The 23,797-nt window shown below is 71.4% G+C and carries 22 protein-coding genes; 14 read left to right on the forward strand and 8 right to left on the reverse strand.

Annotated features, from left to right (window positions below; translation table 11 throughout):
* Nucleotides 1-97: 97 nt before the first annotated feature.
* The 8 genes from AC0I8G_RS08635 to AC0I8G_RS08670 all read left to right on the forward strand — a co-directional run bounded on the left by AC0I8G_RS08635 (nucleotide 98) and on the right by AC0I8G_RS08670 (nucleotide 8,987).
* Nucleotides 98-1,357: a GAF domain-containing protein gene (locus AC0I8G_RS08635; RefSeq protein ID WP_471729539.1), complete on the forward strand. Its 1,260-nt coding sequence runs from the start codon at nucleotides 98-100 to the stop codon at nucleotides 1,355-1,357.
* A 92-nt stretch (nucleotides 1,358-1,449) separates the two neighbouring features.
* Nucleotides 1,450-2,973 (forward strand): acetaldehyde dehydrogenase ExaC, encoded by a 1,524-nt coding sequence (gene exaC / locus AC0I8G_RS08640; protein WP_380162139.1) that lies wholly within the window; start codon nucleotides 1,450-1,452, stop codon nucleotides 2,971-2,973.
* 114 nt (nucleotides 2,974-3,087) lie between these two features.
* Complete coding sequence (locus AC0I8G_RS08645; RefSeq protein WP_471729540.1) at nucleotides 3,088-3,444, forward strand: DUF779 domain-containing protein; 357 nt, start codon at nucleotides 3,088-3,090, stop codon at nucleotides 3,442-3,444.
* A gap of 58 nt (nucleotides 3,445-3,502) precedes the next feature.
* Nucleotides 3,503-4,549, forward strand: coding sequence for a Gfo/Idh/MocA family protein (locus AC0I8G_RS08650; protein ID WP_471729541.1), 1,047 nt, complete (start codon nucleotides 3,503-3,505; stop codon nucleotides 4,547-4,549).
* 167 nt (nucleotides 4,550-4,716) lie between these two features.
* Nucleotides 4,717-6,021 carry an MFS transporter gene (locus tag AC0I8G_RS08655; protein ID WP_471729542.1) on the forward strand — a complete coding sequence of 435 codons (1,305 nt, stop codon included), beginning with the start codon at nucleotides 4,717-4,719 and terminating at the stop codon, nucleotides 6,019-6,021.
* Between the two features lie 87 nt (nucleotides 6,022-6,108).
* Entirely contained in the window at nucleotides 6,109-7,209 is a 1,101-nt protein-coding gene (locus AC0I8G_RS08660) for a quinone-dependent dihydroorotate dehydrogenase (RefSeq protein ID WP_380260435.1), read from the forward strand.
* Nucleotides 7,210-7,234: 25 nt separating this feature from the next.
* A complete protein-coding gene (locus AC0I8G_RS08665) occupies nucleotides 7,235-8,767 on the forward strand; it encodes an MFS transporter (RefSeq protein WP_471729543.1) in 1,533 nt (510 codons plus the stop codon).
* A 10-nt stretch (nucleotides 8,768-8,777) separates the two neighbouring features.
* A complete protein-coding gene (locus AC0I8G_RS08670) occupies nucleotides 8,778-8,987 on the forward strand; it encodes a hypothetical protein (protein ID WP_328295627.1) in 210 nt (69 codons plus the stop codon).
* A 46-nt stretch (nucleotides 8,988-9,033) separates the two neighbouring features.
* Here the strand turns inward: AC0I8G_RS08670 and AC0I8G_RS08675 are convergent, their stop codons facing one another.
* From AC0I8G_RS08675 to AC0I8G_RS08685, 3 genes are read right to left on the reverse strand one after another with little or no spacing between them, the layout of a single operon-like run.
* Entirely contained in the window at nucleotides 9,034-10,044 is a 1,011-nt protein-coding gene (locus AC0I8G_RS08675; protein ID WP_471729544.1) for an aldo/keto reductase family protein, read from the reverse strand.
* Between the two features lie 25 nt (nucleotides 10,045-10,069).
* Nucleotides 10,070-10,966: a COX15/CtaA family protein gene (locus AC0I8G_RS08680; protein WP_471729545.1), complete on the reverse strand. Its 897-nt coding sequence runs from the start codon at nucleotides 10,964-10,966 to the stop codon at nucleotides 10,070-10,072.
* Between the two features lie 13 nt (nucleotides 10,967-10,979).
* Entirely contained in the window at nucleotides 10,980-11,579 is a 600-nt protein-coding gene (locus AC0I8G_RS08685) for a DUF3043 domain-containing protein (protein WP_471729546.1), read from the reverse strand.
* A 74-nt stretch (nucleotides 11,580-11,653) separates the two neighbouring features.
* On the opposite strand from AC0I8G_RS08685, the gene AC0I8G_RS08690 reads away from it, so the two are divergent.
* From AC0I8G_RS08690 to AC0I8G_RS08715, 6 genes are all read left to right on the forward strand, one after another.
* Nucleotides 11,654-13,066, forward strand: coding sequence for a M20/M25/M40 family metallo-hydrolase (locus AC0I8G_RS08690; RefSeq protein ID WP_471729547.1), 1,413 nt, complete (start codon nucleotides 11,654-11,656; stop codon nucleotides 13,064-13,066).
* A gap of 90 nt (nucleotides 13,067-13,156) precedes the next feature.
* Nucleotides 13,157-13,528: a HesB/IscA family protein gene (locus AC0I8G_RS08695; RefSeq protein WP_328295632.1), complete on the forward strand. Its 372-nt coding sequence runs from the start codon at nucleotides 13,157-13,159 to the stop codon at nucleotides 13,526-13,528.
* Entirely contained in the window at nucleotides 13,512-14,375 is an 864-nt protein-coding gene (gene aat, locus AC0I8G_RS08700; RefSeq protein WP_471729548.1) for a leucyl/phenylalanyl-tRNA--protein transferase, read from the forward strand. Before AC0I8G_RS08695 ends, aat begins: the two co-directional genes overlap by 17 nt.
* A 91-nt stretch (nucleotides 14,376-14,466) precedes the next feature.
* The gene (ctaC, locus tag AC0I8G_RS08705; RefSeq protein WP_471729549.1) at nucleotides 14,467-15,426 is read left to right on the forward strand and encodes an aa3-type cytochrome oxidase subunit II; all 960 of its coding nucleotides are present in this window, start codon (nucleotides 14,467-14,469) and stop codon (nucleotides 15,424-15,426) included.
* Nucleotides 15,426-17,192: an aa3-type cytochrome oxidase subunit I gene (ctaD, locus tag AC0I8G_RS08710; RefSeq protein WP_328295635.1), complete on the forward strand. Its 1,767-nt coding sequence runs from the start codon at nucleotides 15,426-15,428 to the stop codon at nucleotides 17,190-17,192. The genes ctaC and ctaD overlap by 1 nt, the downstream gene beginning before the upstream one ends.
* A 2-nt stretch (nucleotides 17,193-17,194) precedes the next feature.
* Complete coding sequence (locus tag AC0I8G_RS08715; protein WP_328295636.1) at nucleotides 17,195-17,596, forward strand: cytochrome c oxidase subunit 4; 402 nt, start codon at nucleotides 17,195-17,197, stop codon at nucleotides 17,594-17,596.
* Between the two features lie 69 nt (nucleotides 17,597-17,665).
* On the opposite strand, the gene AC0I8G_RS08720 is transcribed toward AC0I8G_RS08715, so the two are convergent.
* Genes AC0I8G_RS08720 through rutA form a run of 5 tightly spaced genes read right to left on the reverse strand, consistent with a single transcriptional unit; the run spans nucleotide 17,666 to nucleotide 23,489 of the window.
* Nucleotides 17,666-18,679, reverse strand: a complete 1,014-nt coding sequence (locus AC0I8G_RS08720) for an ABC transporter permease (protein ID WP_471729550.1) — start codon at nucleotides 18,677-18,679, stop codon at nucleotides 17,666-17,668.
* Nucleotides 18,676-20,277 (reverse strand): sugar ABC transporter ATP-binding protein, encoded by a 1,602-nt coding sequence (locus AC0I8G_RS08725; RefSeq protein WP_471729551.1) that lies wholly within the window; start codon nucleotides 20,275-20,277, stop codon nucleotides 18,676-18,678. Before AC0I8G_RS08725 ends, AC0I8G_RS08720 begins: the two co-directional genes overlap by 4 nt.
* The gene (locus AC0I8G_RS08730) at nucleotides 20,274-21,455 is read right to left on the reverse strand and encodes a sugar ABC transporter substrate-binding protein (protein WP_471729552.1); all 1,182 of its coding nucleotides are present in this window, start codon (nucleotides 21,453-21,455) and stop codon (nucleotides 20,274-20,276) included. Before AC0I8G_RS08730 ends, AC0I8G_RS08725 begins: the two co-directional genes overlap by 4 nt.
* A gap of 52 nt (nucleotides 21,456-21,507) precedes the next feature.
* On the reverse strand, nucleotides 21,508-22,416 hold the full coding sequence (locus AC0I8G_RS08735; RefSeq protein ID WP_380157040.1) for a carbon-nitrogen hydrolase family protein: 909 nt from the start codon (nucleotides 22,414-22,416) through the stop codon (nucleotides 21,508-21,510).
* Entirely contained in the window at nucleotides 22,413-23,489 is a 1,077-nt protein-coding gene (gene rutA / locus AC0I8G_RS08740; RefSeq protein ID WP_380260087.1) for a pyrimidine utilization protein A, read from the reverse strand. Before rutA ends, AC0I8G_RS08735 begins: the two co-directional genes overlap by 4 nt.
* Nucleotides 23,490-23,797: the final 308 nt, after the last annotated feature.

The raw sequence follows: 23,797 nt of genomic DNA on the forward strand, positions 1-23,797 counted from the left end.
CCCCGGCGGGCGGGCCGTCCCTTGTCGCTCGTCGCCGCCCGGCCTACCGTTCTCCCACCCGGGTCCGACGGAGGGCCCGAGGGGGAGGGACGAGCGGGTGTCGGCACGGTTGTCCCGATCGCGCGAGGACTGGCTGGCGTCCTGCGAGAGCGGTCCCGCGGGGACGCCGTTGCCCGGTGCCCGCGACGTCGTGTCCTCCTCGTGGTGGCGAGCGCGCAGCACCGGCCTCGACCCCGACCACGTCCTGCCCCCGGTCCTGCTCGAGGGGACCGACCTGCTCGAGCGTCGCGACGCCCACCCGCTCGCCGGTGTCCTGCCCACCGCCCGCCGGTTGCTGCTCGAGGAACCTCTCGGGGTACCCGTCCTGATGGCCGTCAGCGACGTCGACGGGACGTTGCTGTGGGTCGAGGGCGACCCGGGACTGCGCCGGGCGGCCGAACGGATGGCCTTCACCGCCGGGGCGCGCTGGAGCGAGGACGTCGCCGGCCTCAACGCCCCCGGGACGGCCCTCACCCTCGGTCGTCCCGTCCGGGTGCGGGCCGAGGAGCACTACGCGACGGCCGTCTCCCGCTGGAGCTGCTCCGCCGCCCCGGTGCGCGACCCCTCCTCCGGTGAGGTGCTCGGCGTCCTCGACCTCACCGGCGGGGACGACCTCGGCCGCGAACGGGCCCTGCAGTTCGTGCGCGCCGCCGTCGGTGCGCTCGAGGGAGAGCTGCGGGTCTCCGCGCTGCGTCGTGGCCTCGGGGGGATGCCCGTCGCGCTCCCGCCAGCCGCTGTCCGGTTGTCGGTGCTGGGGGCCGCCGCGCACCTCGGGGTCGCCGCCGACGTCCGCTCGTTGTCGTTGCGGCACAGCGAGATCCTGCTCACGCTGCTCACCGGCCCGGAGGGTGGGCAGTCCGCGGCCCGGCTGGCCGCCGAGCTCGACGAACGCCACCTCGCCCCCGTGTCGGTGCGCGCCGAGGTGCACCGGCTGCGTTCGGTGCTCGTGGAACGCACCCGTGGTCTCGTCGCGCTGTCGCCCGCGCCCTACCGGCTTCTCGGACCGCTCGGCTGCGACGCCCTCGAGGTCCGGGACGCGCTGCGGGCCGGCCGGGTGCGGGACGCGGTCCGGGGCTGGACCGGTGACCTGCTGCCCGCCTCCGACGCCCCCGGGATCCGGGAACTGCGCGAGGAACTGCGCGCCGGGCTGCGCGCGGCCGTCCTCGAGGGGGAGGACGACCAGGCCCTGCTGGAGTTCTCCCGGACCGGCATCGGTCGCGACGACCCCGTCGTGGCCCACGACCTCGTCCGGCGGCTCGCCCCGGGGGACCCCGGGCGGGCCGAGGCGCTGGCCCGGGAGGTCCGCCTCCGCGGGTGAGCGCCGCCTGCAACGGGGTTGCAACGCAGCCCGGCGCACTGTGGCGGGGAGCGACGGAGCAGTCGCTGTTCTCCTTCACCACGGAGGTCTCCATGACGGTCTACGAAGCCCCCGGACGCACCGGCAGCGTGGTCGAGTACGCCGACCGCTACGACCACTGGATCGGTGGCGAACGCGTGGCGCCCGCCGAGGGCGGCTACTTCGAGAACCCCAGTCCCGTGAACGGGCAGACCTTCACCGAGGTGGCCCGCGGCACCGCGGCCGACATCGAACGGGCCCTCGACGCCGCCCACGCCGCGGCCCCCGCCTGGGGCCGCACCTCGGTCGCCGAACGTGCCCTCGTCCTGAACCGGATCGCCGACCGCATCGAGGCCAACCTCGAGAAGATCGCCGTCGCCGAGACCTGGGACAACGGCAAACCCGTCCGCGAGTGCCTCGCCGCCGACATCCCGCTCGTCGTGGACCACCTGCGGTACTTCGCAGGCGTCGTCCGCGCCCAGGAGGGTGGGATCTCGCAGATCGACGAGGACACCGTCGCCTACCACTTCCACGAACCCCTGGGCGTGGTCGGGCAGATCATCCCCTGGAACTTCCCGCTGCTGATGGCGATCTGGAAGCTGGCCCCGGCGCTCGCGGCGGGCAACTGCGTCGTCCTGAAGCCGGCGGAACAGACCCCGGCCTCGATCATGTTCCTGATGGACCTCATCGGCGACCTGCTGCCGCCGGGGGTGGTGAACGTGGTCAACGGGTTCGGGGCCGAGGCCGGGAAACCCCTCGCCAGCAACCCGCGCATCCGCAAGATCGCCTTCACCGGTGAGACGACCACCGGCCGCCTGATCATGCAGTACGCGAGCCAGAACCTCATCCCGGTCACGCTGGAACTGGGCGGCAAGAGCCCGAACATCTTCTTCGACGACGTGGCGAGCGCGCACGACGACTTCTACGACAAGTCCCTCGAGGGTTTCACGATGTTCGCCCTCAACCAGGGCGAGGTCTGCACCTGCCCGTCGCGCGCCCTGATCCAGAACGGGATCTACGAGTCGTTCCTGGCCGACGCCGTGGAACGCACCCGCGCCATCAAGCAGGGGAACCCGCTGGACACCGAGACGATGATCGGCGCCCAGGCGAGCAACGACCAGCTCGAGAAGATCCTCTCCTACATCGACATCGGCAAGCAGGAGGGCGCCAAGCTCCTCATCGGCGGCGACCGGGCCGACCTCGGGGGCGACCTCGCCGGCGGGTACTACGTGAACCCGACGATCTTCGAGGGCGACAACTCGATGCGCATCTTCCAGGAGGAGATCTTCGGGCCCGTGGTCTCGGTGACCCGCTTCGAGGGCCCGGACGACGCGCTGAAGATCGCCAACGACACCCTCTATGGTCTCGGGGCCGGGGTGTGGTCCCGCGACATCCACCTCGCCTACCGCATGGGCCGGGGGATCCAGGCCGGGCGGGTGTGGACGAACAACTACCACGCCTACCCCGCGCACGCCGCGTTCGGCGGGTACAAGAGTTCGGGCATCGGGCGGGAGAACCACAAGATGATGCTCGATCACTACCAGCAGACGAAGAACCTCCTCGTCAGCTACTCCACGAGCAAGCTCGGCTTCTTCTGAGCCACCGCCCACGTTCGCCCCTCCCGACGAGAAGGAGTCCGACGATGACCCTGCAGGACGAACCGCCCGGCGCCCGTGTCCGGGGCCGGTTCGCCGCGGAGCGGGGGTGAGGACGTGCCGGTAGGACTGACGGCGGAGGCGGCGGCGCAGTTGCGCCGCCTCCGCGCCCGGCACGGGGAGCTGATGTTCCACCAGTCGGGGGGCTGCTGCGACGGCAGTTCCCCGATGTGCTTCCCCGACGGCGACTTCATCCTCTCCGACGCGGACGAGTTCCTCGGGAACCTCGAGATCCCGGCCGAGGACGGTTCCGAGGCGTTCACCGTCGGGGTGTGGATGTCGAAGGAGCAGCACCTGCGCTGGGCCCACACCGAACTGACCATCGACCTCGTCCCCGGGCGCGGGGCCGGGTTCTCGCTCGAGGCGCCGGACGGGGTGCGCTTCCTCGTCCGGTCCCGGTTGTGCCGGGTCTGAGCGGGAGGTTCCCGGTCTCCCCGGTCCTCGCGGACGACGGGTGGCTACGGTGGCCTGCGTGAGCGACGCCGACACCCGCCCTGGACCCGTGACCTTCGCCCTGCTCGGGTACGGCGGGGGTGGGCGCTTCTTCCACGCCCCGATCATCGCGGGCGCCCCCGGGGCCCGGCTGGGGGTCGTCGTGACCTCCGACCCCGAACGGGCGGCGCAGGCGAAGGCCGAGCACGGGGTCGAGGTCGCCGGCTCGCTCGCCGAGGCGAAGGACCTGGGCGTGGACGCGGTCGCGATCTCCACCCCGGCGGCGACGCACACGGACCTGACGAACCAGGCGATCGACCTGGGTCTGCCCGTGGTCTGCGACAAGCCCTTCGCCCTCGACGCCCGGAGCGCGATCGGGACGGTGCAGCGCGCGGAGGCCGCCGGGGTGCTGCTGACGCCGTACCAGAACCGGCGCTGGGACTCCGACTTCCTGACCCTGCAGCGCGTGCTGGCCGAGGGGGAGCTCGGGGACGTGGTGCGCTTCGAGTCCTCCTTCGAACGGTGGTCCGCGGGCGACCCGCCGGCGGCCGGGGGTGGCCTGGTGCGCGACTTCGGGGCGCACCTGGTCGACCAGGCGCTGCACCTCTTCGGGCCGGCGCGCAGCGTGAACGCGCAGGCCCGGGGCGGGAAGGGGAGCGAGGACGACTTCCGGATCCAGATCGAGCACGTCGGTGGGGTGCGCAGCGAACTGTCCGGGTCGTGGAAGCAGGCCCTGCCGGGGCCGCGCTACCGCGTGACGGGCACCCGGGGCAGCTTCGTCGTCGAGTCCCCGATGGACGTCCAGGAGGAGGTCCTCCTCTCGGGCCGGACACCGTCCTCCGAGGGCGCGGCGTGGGGCGCGGAACCCGCGAGTCGCTGGGGGTGGCTCGCCCTCGGTGGTGGCGCGGTGCACCGGGTGACCAGCGAGGCCGGCCGCTGGCCCGACTTCTACGCCGGGTTCGCGGCCGCGGTGCGCGGACGGGGTCCCGTCCCCGTCGACCCGTGGGACGCGGTCGAGACCTGCACCACCGTGGACGCGGTGCACGGCAGCATCGAGCACCAGGAGGTCGTCCATCTCACGGAGTGAGACGGTCGTCTCGCTCGTTGGATGCCTCACAGCTGGGGCGTAGGATCTGCGTCACACCCGGAGCGGCGACGGCGACCCCGGTTGAGCGACTCCGGGTGTCACCCGCCCGCCAGGACGAACCCTGGGAACGGCTCCCGCACCCACCCGTCGTCCGAAGGTTTCCACTCATGGGTCCCGCCGACCTCAGCACCACCCGGGCCGCGCCGCCGACCAACCCCACGGGGAAGGTCGCCGCCGCCAGCCTCATCGGCACCACGATCGAGTTCTACGACTTCTACGTCTACGCGACGGCCGCCGTCCTGGTCTTCCCGCAGCTCTTCTTCCCCTCCGACAACGACACCGCCGCCGCGCTGGCGTCGCTGGCGTCCTTCGCGATCGCCTTCGTCGCGCGCCCCATCGGCTCCGTCGTGTTCGGCCACTTCGGGGACCGGATCGGTCGCAAGACGACGCTCGTCGCCGCGCTGCTCGTCATGGGCATCTCGACGGTGCTCATCGGCGTCCTGCCGACGCACGCGAGCGCCGGGACCCTCGCTCCCGTCCTGCTCTGCGTCCTGCGCTTCGGGCAGGGTTTCGGGCTGGGGGGTGAGTGGGGCGGCGCGGCGCTGCTCGCGACGGAGAACGCCCCGGCGAACCGTCGTGCGCTCTACGGCATGTTCCCGCAGCTCGGTGCGCCGCTCGGCTTCATCATCGCCAACACCCTGTTCATCGTCCTGTCCTCCACCATGAGCGACGCGACGTTCACCGCGTGGGGCTGGCGGGTGCCGTTCCTGCTCAGCGCCGTGCTGGTGGTCCTGGGCCTGTGGATCCGGCTCAGCCTGGCCGAGACGCCGATCTTCGCCAAGGCGCTGTCGGAGAACCGCCGGGTGCGCGTCCCGGTCGCGGAGACCTTCCGCAGCAGCTGGCGCATCGTCGTCCTCGGTGCGTTCTCGGTGATGCTGACCTACACCCTCTTCTACCTCACCACGACCTGGTCGCTGAGCTACGGCACCAAGGGGCTGGCCTACTCGCGTCACGACTTCCTGCTGATGCTGTGCGTCGCCGTGCTCTTCATGGCCGCCGCCACCCCGCTCTCCGGGATCCTCTCCGACCGCTTCGGTCGTCGTCCGGTCCTGGCCACCGCGATGGTCGGCGGCGCGGTCGTGGGACTGCTCACCGGTCCGCTGCTGGGTTCCGGCAGCACCGCGCTGGTCATGGTGTGGCTGTGCGCCGGGTTGTTCTTCATGGGCCTGGTGTTCGGTCCGATCGGGGCGTACCTGCCCGAGCTCTTCCCGACCATCGTCCGCTACACCGGGGCCTCGCTGGCCTTCAACTGCGGCAGCATCCTCGGCGCCTCCCTCGCGCCGTACACCGCGGTGAAGCTGGCCGCGGCCCACGGTGTCGGTTGGGTCGGGTTCTACCTGGCCGGCACGGCCGTCGTCAGCCTCGTCGCGCTGTCGCTGTTGCGCGAGACCCGGACGTCCTCGATCAGCTGATCCACCGTCTATCGTGAGGCACCACGGCCGCCGGGAACGGCGGCCGTGGTGCTCGAACGCAGCGTGACGACCGGGGGAGTGCAGGACGTGGTGGCTGGATCGGGACGCGCCTACAAGACGGTGTACCGACACCTGCTGACGCGCATCGACGCCGAGGACGCCCACCGCTGGGCCTTCGCCGGGATGCGGGTCGCGAGCCGCGTTCCCGTTGCCTCGCAGGTGCTGCGCCGTGTCTTCGTCGAACCGGACCCGCGGTTGCGCACGACGGTCTTCGGCCTCGACTTCCCGACCCCGCTGGGGTTGGCCGCCGGGTTCGACAAGAACGCCACGGGGATCGCGGCGCTCGGCAACTTCGGGTTCTCCTGCGTCGAGATCGGGACCGTGACGGCCCTGCCGCAGCCGGGGAACCCCAGACCCCGCCTGCACCGGCTCGTCGCCGACCGGGCCGTCGTGAACCGGATGGGCTTCAACAACGCCGGTGCCGAGGTCGTGGCGCGGCGGTTGCGCCAGGTGCGGGCCGTCCCGCCCGTGCACCCCGTCGTGATCGGGGTGAACATCGGCAAGAGCAAGGTCGTCGCCGAGGCCGACGCCGCCTCCGACTACGCGGTCTCGGCGCGGCTCCTCGCCCCCTACGCCGACTACCTCGTCGTCAACGTCTCCTCCCCGAACACGCCGGGTCTGCGTGACCTCCAGGCCGTCGAGAAGCTCCGGCCGGTGCTGCGCTCCGTGCGCGAGGCCGCCGACGCCGCCGCCCACCGCCACGTCCCGCTCCTGGTGAAGATCGCCCCCGACCTCTCCGACGCCGACGTCGACGCCGTGGCCGACCTCGCCCTGGAGGAGGAGCTCGACGGGATCGTCGCCACGAACACCACGATCTCGCGCGAGGGACTGCGTTCCGGTGCAGCGCTCGTCGCCGCCGCCGGTGGGGGTGGTCTCTCCGGTGCCCCCCTGAAGGAGCGTTCGGTCGAGGTGCTGCGCCGGCTCGCCGCGCGCACCCACGGGCGCCTCGTGCTCATCAGCGTGGGGGGGATCGAGACGGCCGCGGACGTCCAGGAACGCCTCGACGCCGGCGCCTCGCTCGTGCAGGCCTACACCGCGTTCATCTACGAGGGCCCGGGCTGGGCCCGGCGCGTCCTGGGCGAACTGGCCGCCAGCCGCACCCGTCGTGAGGGCGACAAGCGGTTCTGAGTTGTGCCACCCGCGGACGCGGGTGATGGTCGGACCCGTGACCGACCTGGCCCGACGCCCCTCCGCTTCCTCCGACGGGCCCTCCTCCTCCGACACGGCACCCGACCCGAACCGCTGGCGTGCCCTCGGGGTCTGCCTCGCCGTCGGGTTCATGACCCTCCTCGACGTCTCCATCGTGAACGTCGCGCTGCCCTCGATCGAGACGTCCCTGGGGGCGGGGTCCAGCCAGATCCAGTGGATCGTCGCCGGCTACGCCCTCGCCTTCGGCCTAGTCCTCGTCCCCGCCGGGCGCGTCGGCGACCTCTACTCGCGGCGGCTGCTCTTCGTCGTGGGTCTCGCCGGGTTCGTCCTCACCAGTGCGGGGGCCGGGCTCGTCCAGTCCGCGACGGCGCTCTCGATCGTCCGTCTCGCGCAGGGGGTGACGGCCGGGCTGGTCAACCCCCAGGTCCTCGCCCTCATCCAGGAGCTGTTCTCCGGCGCCGAGCGGGGCAAGGCCTTCGGGCTGTTCGGAACCACCATCGGGCTCTCCACCGCCATCGGGCCGCTGCTCGGCGGCGGGATCCTCGCGGTGTTCGGCGAGGCCGAGGGCTGGCGAGGGGTCTTCCTGGTGAACGTCCCCATCGGGATCGTGCTGCTGCCGCTGGCGTGGAAGTGGCTGCCCGGCCGCGACCGGTCGAGGGCCCGGTCCAAGCTCCACCTCGACGTCCCGGGGTTGCTGCTGCTGGCCGTGGCCACGGTGTTCGGCATGCTGCCCTTCGTCCTCACCACCGGCCAGGGGGACTCACCCGCCCGCTGGTGGTTCCTGCTGCCGGGTGCGGTGCTGCTCGCCGCGTTCGTCGCCTGGGAACGCAGGGAGGGCAAGCGCGGTCGCGACCCGGTCGTGGCCGGTGAGCTGGTGCGCACGGCGTCCTTCACCGGGGGAGCCCTCGTGGGGATCGCCTACTTCGCCGGGTTCACCGGGATCTTCCTCGTCGTCACGCTCTACCTGCAGACCGGGCTGGGGTTCTCGCCCCTGCAGGCCGGGCTGGTGCAGACGCCCTTCGCGGTGATGTCCGCGATCTTCGCCCAGGTCGGGGGGCGCCAGGTGAACCGGCGCGGTCGGCCGGTCGTCGTCGTCGGGCTCGTCGTCGTGGCGCTCGGCCTGGCCGGGGCCGACGTGGTGTCCGCCGCCCTGCAGGGCACCGCCGGTGCCCTCGCCCTGTCGGCGTGCCTCGCGGTCGCGGGGGCCGGCAGCGGGCTCGTGATCTCCCCGAACCAGACGCTGACGCTGGCCGAGGTGCCGCGCAGCGTCGCCGGGGTCGCGGGCGGGGTCCTGCAGACGGGACAGCGTGTGGGCTCGGCGGTCGGGGTCGCGGCCACGACCGCGATCTTCTTCTCCACCGTCGCCGCGGGTCCGCGCTCGCAGGAGGTCTTCGGCGAGGCGCTCTCCGACGGGCTGCGCGTCTCGCTGGGACTCGTCGTGCTCGCGCTCGTGCTGGCGATCGTCGACCTGCGCCGCCGCGCCGCGCACCAGCACGGCGCGCACGACGCCAGCGCGGCCCGGCACCGGGTCGAGTAGGTTCGCGGAGGTGAGACCGACGCAGTGGACCTGGAAGTACGAGGACGTCGAGGGCCGGGCCCTCGACGGTGACGAGACGGTGTTCCCGACGCAGTCCGACGCCGAGGTGTGGATCGGTGAGTCGTGGCGTGAGCTGCGCGCCCGCGGCGTCGAGAACGCCCACCTGTGGGCGGACGGCGCCGAGGTCTACGGCCCGCTCTCGCTGCGCCCCGTCGACTGACGAACCGTGATCCTGCTGGGAGACCCAGCAGGATCACGGTCGGGGGTCAGGACGGGCGGGACGTGGGGGCGGTCGCGGCGGTGCGGGCGGGGTCGCGCTCGACGACCTCGCCGAGGGCGGCGTCGATCTTCTGGAGCAGCTCCGCCGGGATCGTCACGCCGGAGGCCTTGACGTTCTCGTGCACCTGCTCCGGACGCGAGGCGCCGATGATCGCGGCCGCGACGTTGTCGTTCTGCAGCACCCACGCGACGGCCAGCTGCGCCATCGAGAGCTGCAGCTCGCTCGCCACCGACTTCAGCTCCTGGACCCGTGACAGCACGTCGTCGCGCATCCAGCGGCTGATCATCTGCTTGCCGCCCTTCTCGTCGGTGGCCCGGCTGCCCTCGGGCGGCGCGCCACCGGGGGTGTACTTGCCGGTCAGCACGCCCTGGGCGATGGGGGAGAACACGACCTGGGAGATGCCCAGCTCGCGCGAGGTCGGGACGACCTCCTCCTCGATCACGCGGTAGAGCGCGGAGTACTGCGGCTGGTTGGAGACGAGCTGGAAACCCAGGTCCTTCGCCAGCGCGTGGCCCTGGCGGAGCTGGTCGGCGGTCCACTCGCTCACGCCGATGTAGAGCGCCTTGCCGGCGCGGACGACGTCGGCGAAGGCCTGCATCGTCTCCTCGACCGGGGTCGAGACGTCCCAGCGGTGAGCCTGGTAGACGTCGACGTGGTCGGTGCCGAGCCGCTTCAGCGACCCGTCGATGGACTCGTGGATGTGCTTGCGGGACAGGCCTGAATCGTTGTGGCCCTTGGGGCCGGTCGGGAAGAAGACCTTGGTCAGGATCTCCAGGCTCTCCCGGCGCTGGCCCTTGAGCGCGGTGCCCAGGACCGTCTCGGCGGCCGTGTTCGCGTAGACGTCCGCCGTGTCGAACGTCGAGATGCCCGCGTCGAGCGCGGCGTGGACGCACGCGATCGCCGCGTCGTTCTCGACCTGGGAGCCGTGGGTGAGCCAGTTGCCAAAGGTGATCTCTGAGATCTTCAGTCCGCTGCGACCGAGGTGTCGGAACTCCATGGTCGCGAACCTAACCTGTGGGCGCTCAGACGGCGAGGGCCTCGGGGGCGAGTCGGTCCACCGTGGAGCTGCGGGCGGCCAGCAGCACGCGCGTCGCACCGGACGCGGTGAGCGCGGCACCGAGGAGGTGCAGGACCACCGCGACCCCCGGGAGGCCGTCGAGGCTCTGGTAGATCCCGAGGCCGGCCTGGAGGACGAAGAGGACCAGCAGGATCGTCGCGCGACGGCGGACCAGGTCGTCCCCGGCACGCTGCGCCACGACGACCACGACGGCCGCGAGCACCAGCGCGAGGACGGCCGAGAACCCGTGCACGACCGTGACGGCCGTCCAGCTCACCGGGATGCGGTGGATCTCGGCGCTGTCACCGGGGTGCGGCCCGGACCCGGTGACGATCGTGCCCAGCACCACGACGACCCCGGTCACCACGACCAGCCCGCGGGCCAGCCGGCGGGTGGTCTCGGCCGGTGCGGGGATCACCGCGCGGTGGGCGATGTCGTAGCTGACCGTGGCGGAGACGAGCAGGGCGATGGCGGCGACGAAGTGGGCGGCCACGATGTAGGGGTTCAGCCCGGTGAGGACGGTGATCCCGCCGACGACGGCGTTGAGGACGACCCCGAGGAACTGCCCCCAGCCGGACCAGAGCAGCGCGCGGTGACGAGGCCGCTGCAGCAGGCAGGCGATGATCACGGCCCCGACGGCGATGCAGATGACCGTCGTGAGGAGCCGGTTGCCGAACTCGATCGCGCCGTGGATGCCGGTCGAGGCGGCGGCGGAGGTGAAGGAGTCGGCGGTGCAGCGCGGCCAGGTCGGGCAGCCGAGCCCGGAGCCGGAGACCCGGACGATCCCGCCGGTCACGATGATGAGGATGGCGACGGCCAGGGCCGCCGCGGTCGTCCAGCGGACGGCGCGGGAGTGGGTCACGGTGCGGCTCCGGTCAGCGGGGGAGGGCGCCGCGGTCCACCATCGGCACCGGTCGGCGCATCCGGCGGATCTGCAGCGCACGGGTGACGCCGTAGGAGACGAGACCGCGCTCGGGATCGGGGAACCGGGCCTTCACCGCACGGGACACCTTGCGGCCCAGCAGGACGCTGTCGATGATCACGACGGCCAGCATCAGGTAGATGAGCAGCGTGGTGCCGAGCAGGAGCTGCGCGGAACCCAGCGGCTGGGCGATCATCGAGAGGATCAGCGAGGCACCGGCGATGATGAGGAAGTACTCACCGACGTTGCGACGGGCGTCGACGACGTCGCGGACGAAGCGCTTCTGGGCTCCGCGGTCGCGCACCGGCAGGTAGCGCTCGTCGCCCGTGAGCAACGCGCTCTGCATCTTGGCGCGCTGTTCGCGCTGGGCCTCGCGGCTCAGCTTCTGCGCGGCCTTGCGGTCGGTGGGGACCAGGGGGCGGGCGTTGCGGGCGCGGGCCTCGCTGCGCTTCGGTGTGGGACGGCCCTTGCCGCCCTCCTTGGTCAGCTCGACGAGCGACCCCTCGACGACCTGGGTCGAGGCGGCTGGCTTCTCCTTCGAGCGTCCGAACACGAGACCGAGCCTACGTCACCGCGCGCGACCTCCACCTCCTCCTGCGGCGGTGGGGCCTGTGTAGCGTCGCGGTCGTGACGGACCTCACGCTGCCATCCCCCGGACCCGACCGCACCGCCGCCCTGCGGGCCGCCTCGAGCGCCCAGGACGCCGCCACCCGCGCCGACCTCGAGGCGCTCGTGCGCATCCCCAGCGTCTCGGCGCGCGCCTTCGACGCCGCGCACGTCACCGCCAGCGCGCAGGCCACCGCGGAGCTGCTGCGCGCCGCCGGGATGCCGAGCGTGGAGATCGTGACGGCGCACGCCGCGACGCCCGAGGGGGACCTGGAGTCCAACCCCGCCGTGATCGCGCACCGCCCGGCCCCGGCCGGTGCCCCGACCGTCCTGCTCTACGCCCACCACGACGTGCAGCCGCCGGGAGAGGAGGCCGCCTGGTCCTCGCCCGCCTTCGAGCCGACGGAACGGGACGGACGCCTCTACGGCCGCGGCGCGGCCGACGACAAGGCCGGGGTGATGGCCCACGTCCACGCCCTGCGCACGCTGCTGCCGCTGTGGGGCCCCGAGGACGGGGTCGGCGTGACCGTCTTCCTGGAGGGGGAGGAGGAGATCGGCTCGCCGACCTTCGGCGCCTTCCTCGCCCAGCACCGCGAGGCGCTGGCCGCGGACGTCATCGTCGTCGCGGACTCCGGCAACTGGCGGATCGGGATCCCGGCGATCACCACCACCCTGCGCGGTCTCGTCGACTGCGACGTCACCGTCGACGTGCTCACCCACGCCGTGCACTCCGGGGTCAACGGTGGACCGGTGCTCGACGCCCTCACCAGCCTGGCCCGTCTGCTCGCGACGCTGCACGACGAGAACGGCGACGTGGCGGTCAAGGGGCTGCTCACCACCTCCGCCCCCGACGTCGACCTCACGGAGGAGATGTTCCGCTCCGACGCCGGCGTGCTGGCGCAGGTCCACCTCGCGGGGACGGGGACGATCGCGCAACGGCTCTGGACCAAGCCCGCCATCGCCGTCATCGGCCTGGACGCCACCCCGGTGGACCGGGCCAGCAACACCCTGGTCCCCTCCGCCCGGGCCAAGATCAGCATGCGCATCGCCCCGGGTCAGGACCCGTCGGCGGCGATGACGGCCCTGCGGCGCCACCTCCTGGCCAACGCCCCGTTCGGGGCGCGGGTCACCGTCACCGACGGCGAGGAGGGGCAGGCGTTCTCCGCCGACACCACCTCCACGGCGCACGACGTGGCCCGGGCCGCCTTCGCCGAGGCCTACGGCGCACCGACGGTCGAGATGGGCATGGGCGGGTCCATCCCGTTCGTCGCCGACCTCGCCGCGGTCTACCCCGGCGCCGCGATCCTGGTCACCGGGGTCGAGGACCCCGACTCCCGGGCCCACGGGGCCGACGAGTCGCTGCACCTGGCGGACTTCACCCACGCGTGCCTCGGCGAGGTGCTCCTGCTCGACGGTCTCTCCGCGGCGACGTAACCTCGGGGGAGGGAACATCCGCGGTCACCGCGCCGTTCCTGACGAGGACTGCACGGCAAGGCCCCGCGAGCGAATCTGGAGACGATGCTCATGACCACGACCACCGACACGACCACCACCGGGTCGACGGGTGCGAGCCACGGGGTCCTGCTGACCGACGTGGCCGCGACGAAGGTCCGCACGCTGCTCGAGCAGGAGGGCCGCGACGACCTGCGTCTGCGCATCGCCGTCCAGCCCGGTGGCTGCTCGGGCCTCATCTACCAGCTCTACTTCGACGAGCGCACGCTGGACGGGGACGCCCTGCGCGACTTCGACGGCGTCGAGGTCGTCGTGGACAAGATGAGCACCCCCTACCTCGAGGGCGCCACCATCGACTTCGCGGACACGATCGAGAAGCAGGGCTTCACGATCGACAACCCCAACGCCGGGAGCAGCTGCGCCTGCGGTGACTCCTTCAGCTGATCCGCAGCACCCCGCACTGCACCCGTCGGCCCCCGCACCCACCGGTGCGGGGGCCGACTGCGTCTGGGGGGTACCCCTGCCCGAGGGGCCGCAGGGTCGTCGACGCCGGGATCCGGGTCCGGCCCTCTTCGGGTTCGCCGACCTCGCCGTCGAGGCGAGGGAGGACCTCGCCGCCGCGGGTGGGGACCTCTCCCCGGCGACCCTCCTCGAGGCCTACCGGCACGGGTTCTTCCCGATGGGTCTGGGGGGCGGCGGCACCGGGCCGGTCGGCTGGTGGTCGCCGGACCCCCGTGGCCTCCTCGTCCCCGAGCGGGTCCACGTGTCCCGGTCGTTGCGCCGCTCGTCGCGCCGCTTCGAGGTGCGCGTCGACACCGCCTTCGAGGAGGTCGTCGCCGGCTGCGCCGACCCCGGACGCAGCGGAGCCTGGATCACCCGGGAGGTGGCCCGGGCCTACGCCCGGCTGCACCGGCTGGGCTGGGCGCACTCCGTCGAGGTCTTCCTCGACGGGGAGCTCGCCGGCGGTCTCTACGGCCTCAGCATCGGCGGGCTCTTCGCGGCGGAGTCGAAGTTCCACCGCGTCACCGACGCCTCCAAGGCGGCGGTCGTGGCGCTGGCGCAGCTGATGACCGCCGACGGCGTCCCGGGTCGCCTCGTCGACGTGCAGTGGCGCACCGACCACCTGGCCACCCTGGGGGTGGAGGAGGTCGACCGTCCGGCCTACCTGCGCCTCCTCGGTGATGCCCTGCCGCTGCCCGTGCCCCGCGCGTTCACCGCGGCGGGGGTGCCCCGCGACGAGGTGCACGACGCGGCACGCCCCGATCGGCCCATCGACTACGACAAGGGGTAGTCTCCTCACCAAAGGACGGCTCTGCTCAAGACCAACGCGTCGGGAGCACGAAACGTCCCCGTTCACCGCACGAACCGTGGGAAGGCCGACGTTGGGCACGCGAGACTCGGGCGCGACACGTCGTCGCCGTCCCCCCAAGGCACTGCTGGCAGGCGCCCTCACCGGTGGTGCGGCCCTGCTGCTGTCCGGCTGCGCCGGCGACTGGCCGGACGCTTCGGCGAGCAACTTCTTCCTGCCGAACGCCAGCATCGGCGCCACGGACATGACCGACCGGATCTCCAAGCTCTGGGACGGGTCGTGGATCGCCGCCCTGGCGGTCGGCGTCCTGGTCTGGGCCCTGACGATCTGGTGCGTCGTGGCCTACCGGCGTCGCAAGAACGACCCGGAGATGCCGCCGCAGGTCCGCTACAACATGCCGATCGAGATCCTCTACACGATCGTCCCCGTGATGATGGTCGGTGTCCTCTTCTACTACGTGGCGCGCGACCAGCAGACGATCCTCGACACGAAGAAGGCCCCGGACGTCACGATCCAGGTCGTGGGCAAGAAGTGGTCCTGGGACTTCAACTACCTCGAGGACAACTCCAAGCCGGGCGTCTACGACACCGGTCGTCAGGCCGACCTCTCGGGTGAGGCCAGCGTCGAGGACGAGCTCCCGACGCTGTACCTGCCCGTCAACGAGACGGTCCGCTTCGACCTGTACTCCCGCGACGTCATCCACTCGTTCTGGGTCCCGGCGTTCCTCATGAAGATGGACCTCATCCCGGGCAGCCCGAACGCCTTCCAGGTCACCCCCACCAAGGAGGGGACCTTCAAGGGCAAGTGCGCCGAGCTCTGCGGTGAGTACCACTCCGAGATGCTCTTCAACGTCAAGGTCGTCTCGGTGGAGGAGTACCAGCAGCACCTCGACGACCTCGACGCCGCGGGCCAGACCGGCTCGCTGCCGACGACCCTCGCCGGCGCCGAGGAGCTCGCGGGTGTCCAGGCCGACTCCGTCGGCGAGGCCCCTGAGACCGCGAAGGACAAGACCAGTGACGGGAACAACGGCTGATGGCTGCTGAGAGCTTCAACCTGCCCGGGACGGCAGCGCGCGTCACCACGCGCCAGCCCCTGGGGCAGGTCATCCCGCGCCGTCGTGGCGCGGTCATCGCCGGCTGGCTCTCCAGCACCGACCACAAGGTCATCGGCAACCTGTACTTCATCACCGCGTTCATCTGGTTCCTGCTCGCGGGGATCATGGCGCTGCTCATCCGTGCCGAGCTCTTCGAGCCCGGCATGCAGGTGTTCAACACCAAGAACGAGTACAACCAGGCGTTCACGATGCACGGCACGATCATGCTGCTGCTGTTCGCGACGCCGCTGTTCTCCGCCTTCGCGAACGCGATCATGCCGCTGCAGATCGGTGCACCTGACGTCGCCTTCCCGCGGCTGAACATGTTCGCGTACTGGCTCTTCCTCTTCGGCGGTCTCACCGCCGCGGCCGGTTTCGTCACCCCCGGCGGCGCCGCCTCCTTCGGGTGGTTCGCCTACGCGCCGCTGAGCGACGTCGTCCACTCGCCCGGTCTGGGCGGCAACCTCTGGGTCATGGGCCTGGCGTTCTCCGGGTTCGGGACGATCCTCGGTGCCGTCAACTTCATCACCACGATCATCTGCATGCGCGCTCCCGGCATGACGATGTTCCGGATGCCGATCTTCACCTGGAACACCCTCATCACCAGCGTGCTGGTCCTGATGGCCTTCCCGGTGCTGGCCGCCGCGCTGCTCGCGCTGGCCGCGGACCGCATCCTCGGGGCCCACGTCTTCGAGGCCGCGAACGGTGGGCCGATCCTCTGGCAGCACCTGTTCTGGTTCTTCGGGCACCCGGAGGTCTACATCATCGCGTTGCCGTTCTTCGGCATCGTGACCGAGATCTTCCCGGTGTTCAGCCGCAAGCCCGTCTTCGGCTACAAGGGCCTCGTCTTCGCGACGATCTCCATCGCCGGCCTCTCGGTGACGGTGTGGGCGCACCACATGTACGTGACCGGCAAGGTCCTGCTGCCGTTCTTCTCGTTCATGACGATGCTCATCGCAGTCCCGACGGGCGTGAAGTTCTTCAACTGGATCGGCACGATGTGGCGCGGGTCGCTGACCTTCGACACCCCGATGCTCTGGGCCGTCGGCTTCCTCATCACCTTCCTCTTCGGTGGTCTGACCGGCGTCATCCTCTCCGCGCCGCCGCTGGACTTCCAGCTCTCCGACTCCTACTTCGTCGTGGCGCACTTCCACTACGTCGTCTTCGGGACCGTCGTCTTCGCGATGTTCGCCGGCTTCTACTTCTGGTGGCCGAAGCTGACCGGGAAGATGCTGCACGAGGGCTGGGGCAAGCTGCACTTCTGGCTGTTGTTCGTCGGGTTCCACACGACCTTCCTCATCCAGCACTGGTTGGGTGCGGCCGGGATGCCGCGTCGTTACGCCGACTACCTGCCGGGTGAGGGGTTCACCACCATGAACCAGATCTCCACCATCGGGTCGTTCATCCTGGGCCTGTCGTTCCTGCCCTTCCTCTGGAACGTCTACCGCACCGCCCGCCACGGCGAGCAGGTCACCGTGGACGACCCCTGGGGCTACGGCGCCTCGCTGGAGTGGGCGACGTCCTGCCCGCCGCCGCGGCACAACTTCACCTCGCTGCCGCGGATCCGTTCGGAGCGTCCCGCCTTCGACCTGCACCACCCCGAGATCGCCGCGCACGACATCCACGACGGCGGCGGCAACCTGCTGGACGCGGTGTACGGCGGCTCCGACCGCCGTGGCCGTGAAGACGTGACGGAAGGCCGCTGACGATGAAACCCGAAACCTGGCTGTTCTCCGGCGGGATCCTGTTCTTCGTCCCCGTCGCGTTCGTCTACGGGATGCTCACCCAGTGGACGGAGTGGGTCGGCTTCATCGCCCTGCTGCTCACCGGTGGTCTCGCCCTGCTGGTCGGTACCTACCTGACCATCACCGCACGGCGCATCGACGAGCGTCCCGAGGACAACCCCCGGGCCGACATCAGCGAAGGCGCGGGCGAGCAGGGCATGTTCTCCCCGCACTCCTGGTGGCCGCTGTTCCTGTCCGCCGGCGGGGCGGTGACCTTCTTCGGGGTCGCGGTCGGCTGGTGGCTCTGGTTCATCGGGGTCGTCATCTCCGTGCCGATGATCGTCGGCTGGGTCTTCGAGTACTACAAGGGCGAGCACGCCCACTGAGTCCTACCCGCACGACGAAGGGCCCCGCACCGGAATCCGGTGCGGGGCCCTTCGTCGTGCGGTGGGGGCTCAGCGGGTCGCGCGGTGGCGGACGTAGCGGGAGAGGCCGACGGCCACGACCAGCGCCCCGCCGTAGAAGAGCTGCTGGACGAAGCTCTGCGCGCCCAGCATCTGCAGACCGACCACCCCGGAGGAGAGGAAGTACACGGCGACGACGGTGCCGAGGGGGTTGAACTGGCCCGGGACGATCGCGGTCGCACCGAGGTAGGCCGCGGCGAAGGCCGGCAGCAGGAACGACTGCGCCGAGGACGGGTCGGCGCCGCCGAGGGCCCCGGCGTAGACGACACCGGCGAGACCGGCGATGGTCGAGCACCCGAGGAACGCCCCCGCCCGCAGGCGCGGGACGTCGAAGCCGGACAGCTTCGCCACCTGCGGGGAACGACCGACGAAGAGCAGACGTCGTCCCAGAGGGGTGAACTCCAGGAGCGCGGCGAGCAGGACCGCGGCGGCGAGACCGTAGAAGAACTGCAGCGGCACTCCCAGCAGTCGCGTCCCGACGGTCGCCTGGACGAGGTGGGGGTCGATCCCGGTCACCGTGGACTGCCCCGAGATCCACTGCACGACGCCGAGCGCGAAGGTGCCGGACCCGAGGGTCACGATGAACGACGGGATCCCGAACACGACGACGCCGAGGGCGTTGACGATGCCCACGCAGAGCGCGGAGGTGACCCCGGCCAGCACCGCCGCACCGATGCTCCAGCCGTGCTGGACGTTCATGACGGCCGTGACCATGGAGGACAGACCCAGCGCGGAGGCGACCGAGAGGTCGAACTCCCCGGTGATGAGGGGGAGCAGGACACCGAGGGAGGCGACCAGCAGGACCGCCTGGGAACCCAGGACGCCCTGCAGGTTCCCCGCGGTCGGGTAGGTCTCCGGCCGGGCGAGGGAGAACACCACCAGGACGACGACCCAGACGCCGATGAGGGCGAACCGCTCGGCGTGCGGAGCCAGTCGCCACCGGCTCCGACCACCGGCCTCCGTGGTGGGGTCGGTGGACGTGGCGGTGCGGGTGCTCGTGCTCACGAGGCCTCCCTGGTCTGGGTGGGGACGGGGAAGTGGGTGTCCAGCAGCCGGGTGCTGGACAGGACGCGGTCGGACAGCGTGGCCTGGGTCAGGTCGGCGCCGCTCAGTTCGGCGACCACGTGGCCGCGGGCCAGGACCAGGACGCGGTCGCAGACCGTGGCGAGCTGCTCGTAGTCGGAGCTGGCGAGCAGGATCGAGGCGCCCCGCTCGGCCGCCTGGCGCAGCAGGTCGAAGACGAAGGCCTTGGCGCCCACGTCGATCCCCTGGGTCGGTTCGGCGAGCAGGACGACCCGCGGGTCGGTCTGCAACCACTTGGCCAGGACGGCCTTCTGCTGGTTGCCGCCGGAGAGGGTCCCGAACGCCTTGCCCGGGTCGAAGGGCCGCACGTCGTAGCGCCGGGACAGCTCCTGGGCCCGGCGCTGCAGGGCGCGGCGGTCGAGGCGGAACCGCGACCCCAGCGTCGTCATGACCGGCATCGTCACGTTCCGCTCCACCGACTCCTCGGCGATGCCACCGTCACGGCGACGGTCGGCGGGAACCAGGACGATCCCCGCGCCGAGGGCCCGGGCAGGGGTCAGGGACGAGAGCTGGAGGGCGTCGCGGTCGACGAGGAGGTCCCCGGAGACGTCGTCCGCGGCCCCGTAGAGCGCGGGGAGGACCTCGTCGTAGCCGGAACCGGCCAACCCGGTGAGCCCGAGGACCTCGCCGCGTCCGACGTCGAAGGACACCCCGTGCAGGCGCGGCGCGACCAGGCGGGCGACCTGGACCAGGCCCTGCCCCGGGACCGGGCCCGGCTGTTGACCCGGCGCGTCCGCGTCCGCGTCGGTGCGCTTGCGCAGGGCGGCGGCCAGGTCGGCGCCCACGATCAGTTCGGTGAGACCGGCCGGGTCGGTCGTGGCGGAGTCCACCGTCCCCGCCCGGCGACCGTCGCGCAGGACGGTGACCTGGGCGGTGTGCTCCAAGACCTCGTTGAGGTCGTGGGAGACCAGCAGGACCGAGGTGCGGCCGTCCGCGACGAGGTCGCGCACGACCCGGAACAGCAGGTCGGTGCCCTCGCGGGGGAGGAAGACCGTGGGCTCGTCGAGGATCAGCAGCGTGCGGGAGTCCCCGAGCTCGTCGACCGCGCGCAGGATCGCCACCAGCGCCCGTTCGGTGTCGCTGAGGGTGGCGACCGCGGCGGCCGGGTCGATGTCGAGGCCGTGTCGGCGCAGGGTCTCGCCCGCCAGTCGGCGTTCGGTCCGCCAGGAGACCAGCGCGCGCCGGGTGGCGATCCCCTGGGCGATGCGCATGTTCTCGGCCACGGACAGCTCGGGCAGCAACCCGAGGTCCTGGTGCACGACGCTGATCCCGAGGGCCCGGAAGGCCCCCGGAGCCAGCGGCAGGGGGGCGGGGCGGCCCGCCACCTCCAGGACCGCTCCGGCGTCCGGCTCGTAGACCCCGGTGAGGACCTTGATGAGGGTCGACTTCCCCGACCCGTTCTCCCCGAGGAGCCCGTGGACGGTCCCGGCGGGGATCTCCAGGCTGACGTCGTCCAGGGCGCGGTGGCCGCCGAAGGTCTTGCTCAGCCCGGTCAGCCGGATCGCGGGGGCGGCTGTCACGGTCGGCCCCAGAGCGCCTCGTACCCGGCGACGTAGGCGTCGCCGTAGCCGGTGCCGGCGGCCGGCGGGGTGCCCGTCTCGGCGACGTTGTCGTCGGTGAAGACCTTCAGCGGGGTGCCCTCGTCGCCGTCTTCGACGATCGGGGCCCCGGTCAGGACGCGCCCGGCCTGGTCCAACGTCGAGTAGGCCAGCCAGGAGATGTTCTCGCCGACGTCCATCGCCATGACGTCGCCGTCCTGGATGAGCTTCAGCAGGTCGGGGGTCCCGTTGAACGAGGCCATCTGGACCTGGCCGGTCTTGCCGGCCGCGGTGATGCCCTGCTGCGCGTAGATCGACATGGAGTCGTAGATCGGCAGGACGTAGTTCACCTTCGGGTCGGACTGCAGGGCGGTCTGGACCTCACCGGAGATCTTCGTCGCCCAGTCGGTGGTCGGGACGTTGACGACCTTGCTCGTGCAGGAGGGGCAGTTCTCCTTCAGCGTGGCCTGCATCGCCGCGACCATGCCGTTGGAGGGCGGCACCTCCTGGGAGGTGATGATGACGGCGTCGACCGAACCCCCGGAGTCGGCGATGGACCAGTTCGCGATGAGGGCGGCGGCCTCGTTGAACGGGGCCGTGACCTGGGCCGCGATCAGGGGCGCCGAGGTGGCGCTGAACGTCGTCCCCGTCTGCTGGGTGTGGGTCACGATGACCGGGATGCCCGCGGTCTCGGCCCGTTGCAGGGCCGGGGTCAGCAGGTCGGCGTTGATGCCCTGCGCGAGCACGATGAGGTCCGCGCCCTGGCTGATGGCCTGGTCGATCCCGGCGCTGTGCTCGGTGGGGGTGCCCTGGTTGGTGTACTCCACCCAGGTGGCTCCGTACTTCTCGGCGATCGTCGCGCTCTCGTCGTCGACGGCCTGGATGTAGGGGATCGCGCTGGAGTTCGGGATGTTGAAGATCTTCTTGCCCTTGATGCCGGACATCGCGAACGCCGGGGCGTCGAGGGTGAACGTCGGGTCGACGCTGGCGGCCTCGACCGCGGCCGCGGCCGCGGTCACCCCGGCCTGGTCGACCTCGCCGGAACCACCACCGGTCGAGGCGTCGGAACTGCTGCAGGCGGTGAGGGTCGCGGACAGGCCGACGGCGAGGAGGAGGGCAGCGGCCCGGAACGAGGGGCGGCGCGGCGAGGCGACGGGCACAGGAGCTCCTGGAGGGTCGGCGGGAGTTCGTGGGGGGTTTCGTGCTGGTGGTTCAGCGGGTCGCCACGAGGCGGGCGAGCAGTTCGACGACGTCGGAACGGCGGTCGCGCGACAACGGGAACGCCGCGCGGGTGCGGGTGACCAGGTCGAGGTCCAGGTCGACCTGCAGGACCGCTCCGGCGGAGTGCGCGGGTGCCTCGGAGAGGACGGCGCCGGTGGGGTCGACCGCGCAGGAACGGCCGAAGTAGCTGACCCGGTGGCCGTTGAGCTCCTCGGCGCCGGCCCGGTTGGCGGCGAGGACGAAGACCTGCGACTCCATCGCCCGGATCGACAGTTCCTGCAGGAACAGCTCCTCCCGGCTGCCCAGGGAACTCACGACGGCCAGCACGACCTCGGCGCCCATCGCCCGGGCCAGCGCCCAGTGCTCGGGGAAGGACCGGTCGTAGCAGATGACGCAGGCGAACCGGACCCCGAGCACGTCGAGGACGACGGGGGAGGCGCCGGGGGAGAAGAAGAACTTCTCGTCCACGTCGACGCCACCGACGTGGTTGGCCGGCAACGACAACTTCCGGTAGGCCGGGCGGCTGTTCCCGTCGGCGTCCCGCCAGGGGAGCAGGTCGCCGTTCGCGTCGACCGCGACGGCGGAGTTGTGCAGGACGTCGGAACCCGTCCGCTCGTACATCCCCCAGACGATCGCGACCCCGAGTTCGCGTGCGAGGGCGGCGAAGCGTCCTGTGGTGGGCCCGGGCAGGGTCTGCGCCCAGCCCGAGCGGTCCGTTGCCCGGGAGGTGCAGAAGTAGGGGGTGGTGATGAGTTCCGGGAGCAGCACGAGGTCCGGGGACGTCCCGTCGTCGCGTCGGGATGCTCTGCGCACCAGCGCTTCCAGCGAGTCGAGGTTCGCGTCGAGGTCTTCGGTGGACTCCCCGGCCTGGACGACCGCCGCGCGCAGGACCCGGCTCACGCGGGGACCGCCACGTGCCGGCGACTGGTCATGAGCGGCTGGATGCGTTCCCCGAACGCGTCGACGCCGGCGACGAAGTCGTCGAAGGTCAGCATGACGCCGGCGATCCCGGGGACCGTGGACAACTCGTCGAGCATCCGCGCGACGGAGGCGTAGGAACCGATGAGGGTTCCCATGTTGAAGTTCACCGCGCCCTCGGGGAGGGAGATGGTGCGTGCGGTCGAGTCCGCGTCGGCGTGCACGTCGGCGGCGGCCTCGTCGGCGCGGTAGTCGAGGGCGGAGAGGTCGGCGTTGGCGTGGTAGTCGTGCCACTTCGCCATGGCCAGCTCGTCGGTCTCGTCGGCGATCACCATGAACAGGGCGAGCGCGCCGACGTCGCGACCGGACTCCTTCGTCGCCGCCAGCAGGCGTTCGCCGTGCGGGGCCATCGCGGTCGGGGTGTTGATCCCGACGCCGTTGAGGAAGTCGTACTCGGTGTTCTCGGCCGCGAAGCGGATCCCGGTCTCGGACTGGCCGGCGGCGACGACGTCGATGTGTCCGGGACGGGGGGAGAGCACGCAGTCGTCCATCGTGTAGAACTCGCCCTCGAGGTCGCTGCGACCGTTCTCGGTGAGGTCGCGCAGGACCCGCACGTACTCCTCGGCGCGGCGGTAGCGGTCGCGGAAGTGGTCGTCGCCGGGCCAGAGGCCCATCTGCGAGTACTCCTTCGGTGCCCACCCGGTGACGATGTTCACGCCGATCCGTCCGGGGGCGATCGAGTCGATGGTCGACACCATGCGGGCGACCAACGCCGGGGGCAGGGTGAGGATCGCGGTCGAGGCGTAGAGCTTGATGCGGTCGGTGACCGCCGCGAGCCCGGCCATCAACGTGAAGGACTCCAGGTTGTGGTCCCAGAACTCCGTCTCCCCGCCGAAACCGCGGAGTTTGATCATCGAGAGGGCGAAGTCGAAACCGTGCTGCTCGGCCTTCTGGACGATGGTCTTGTTCAGTTCGAAGCTGGGCATGTACTGCGGCGACGACTTGGAGATGAGCCAGCCGTTGTTGCCGATCGGGATGAAGACGCCGACGTCCACGAGACTCCTCGGTTGGTCGTGGGTGGGTGCGTGACCTGCTTCGATGACTTCGAATGTCACTCGAGTCGAACGTAGGTCGTCCGCGTTGCTTGCTCGTCTCGTTCCTGTGAACAGCTCGTTTCGCCGGGGCCGGGAACGTCCGGTGCACGGCCCGGGCGAGAAACCCTGCGGCTGGTCGTCCGGGGATCGCGGTCTCCCGTCACCCCGTTGTCGCCACCCCCCGGCCGGTACCCGTCGCGACCGTGACCGGATCGTGATGTGCACGCGTGCAACGCGACGTGTCCGCGCGGCGTCACCGGGGTGAGCCG

The organism is Kineococcus sp. AC630, from assembly GCF_979255925.1.

Excerpts from the sequence above, each read along its gene's own strand:
- AC0I8G_RS08665 (WP_471729543.1), top strand. The coding sequence starts at position 7,235 with ATGGTCGGACCCGTGACCGACCTGGCCCGACGCCCCTCCGCTTCCTCC.
- AC0I8G_RS08655 (WP_471729542.1), top strand. The coding sequence starts at position 4,717 with ATGGGTCCCGCCGACCTCAGCACCACCCGGGCCGCGCCGCCGACCAAC.
- exaC (WP_380162139.1), top strand. The coding sequence starts at position 1,450 with ATGACGGTCTACGAAGCCCCCGGACGCACCGGCAGCGTGGTCGAGTAC.
- AC0I8G_RS08675 (WP_471729544.1), bottom strand. The coding sequence starts at position 10,044 with ATGGAGTTCCGACACCTCGGTCGCAGCGGACTGAAGATCTCAGAGATC.
- AC0I8G_RS08715 (WP_328295636.1), top strand. The coding sequence starts at position 17,195 with ATGAAACCCGAAACCTGGCTGTTCTCCGGCGGGATCCTGTTCTTCGTC.
- ctaD (WP_328295635.1), top strand. The coding sequence starts at position 15,426 with ATGGCTGCTGAGAGCTTCAACCTGCCCGGGACGGCAGCGCGCGTCACC.
- AC0I8G_RS08695 (WP_328295632.1), top strand. The coding sequence starts at position 13,157 with ATGACCACGACCACCGACACGACCACCACCGGGTCGACGGGTGCGAGC.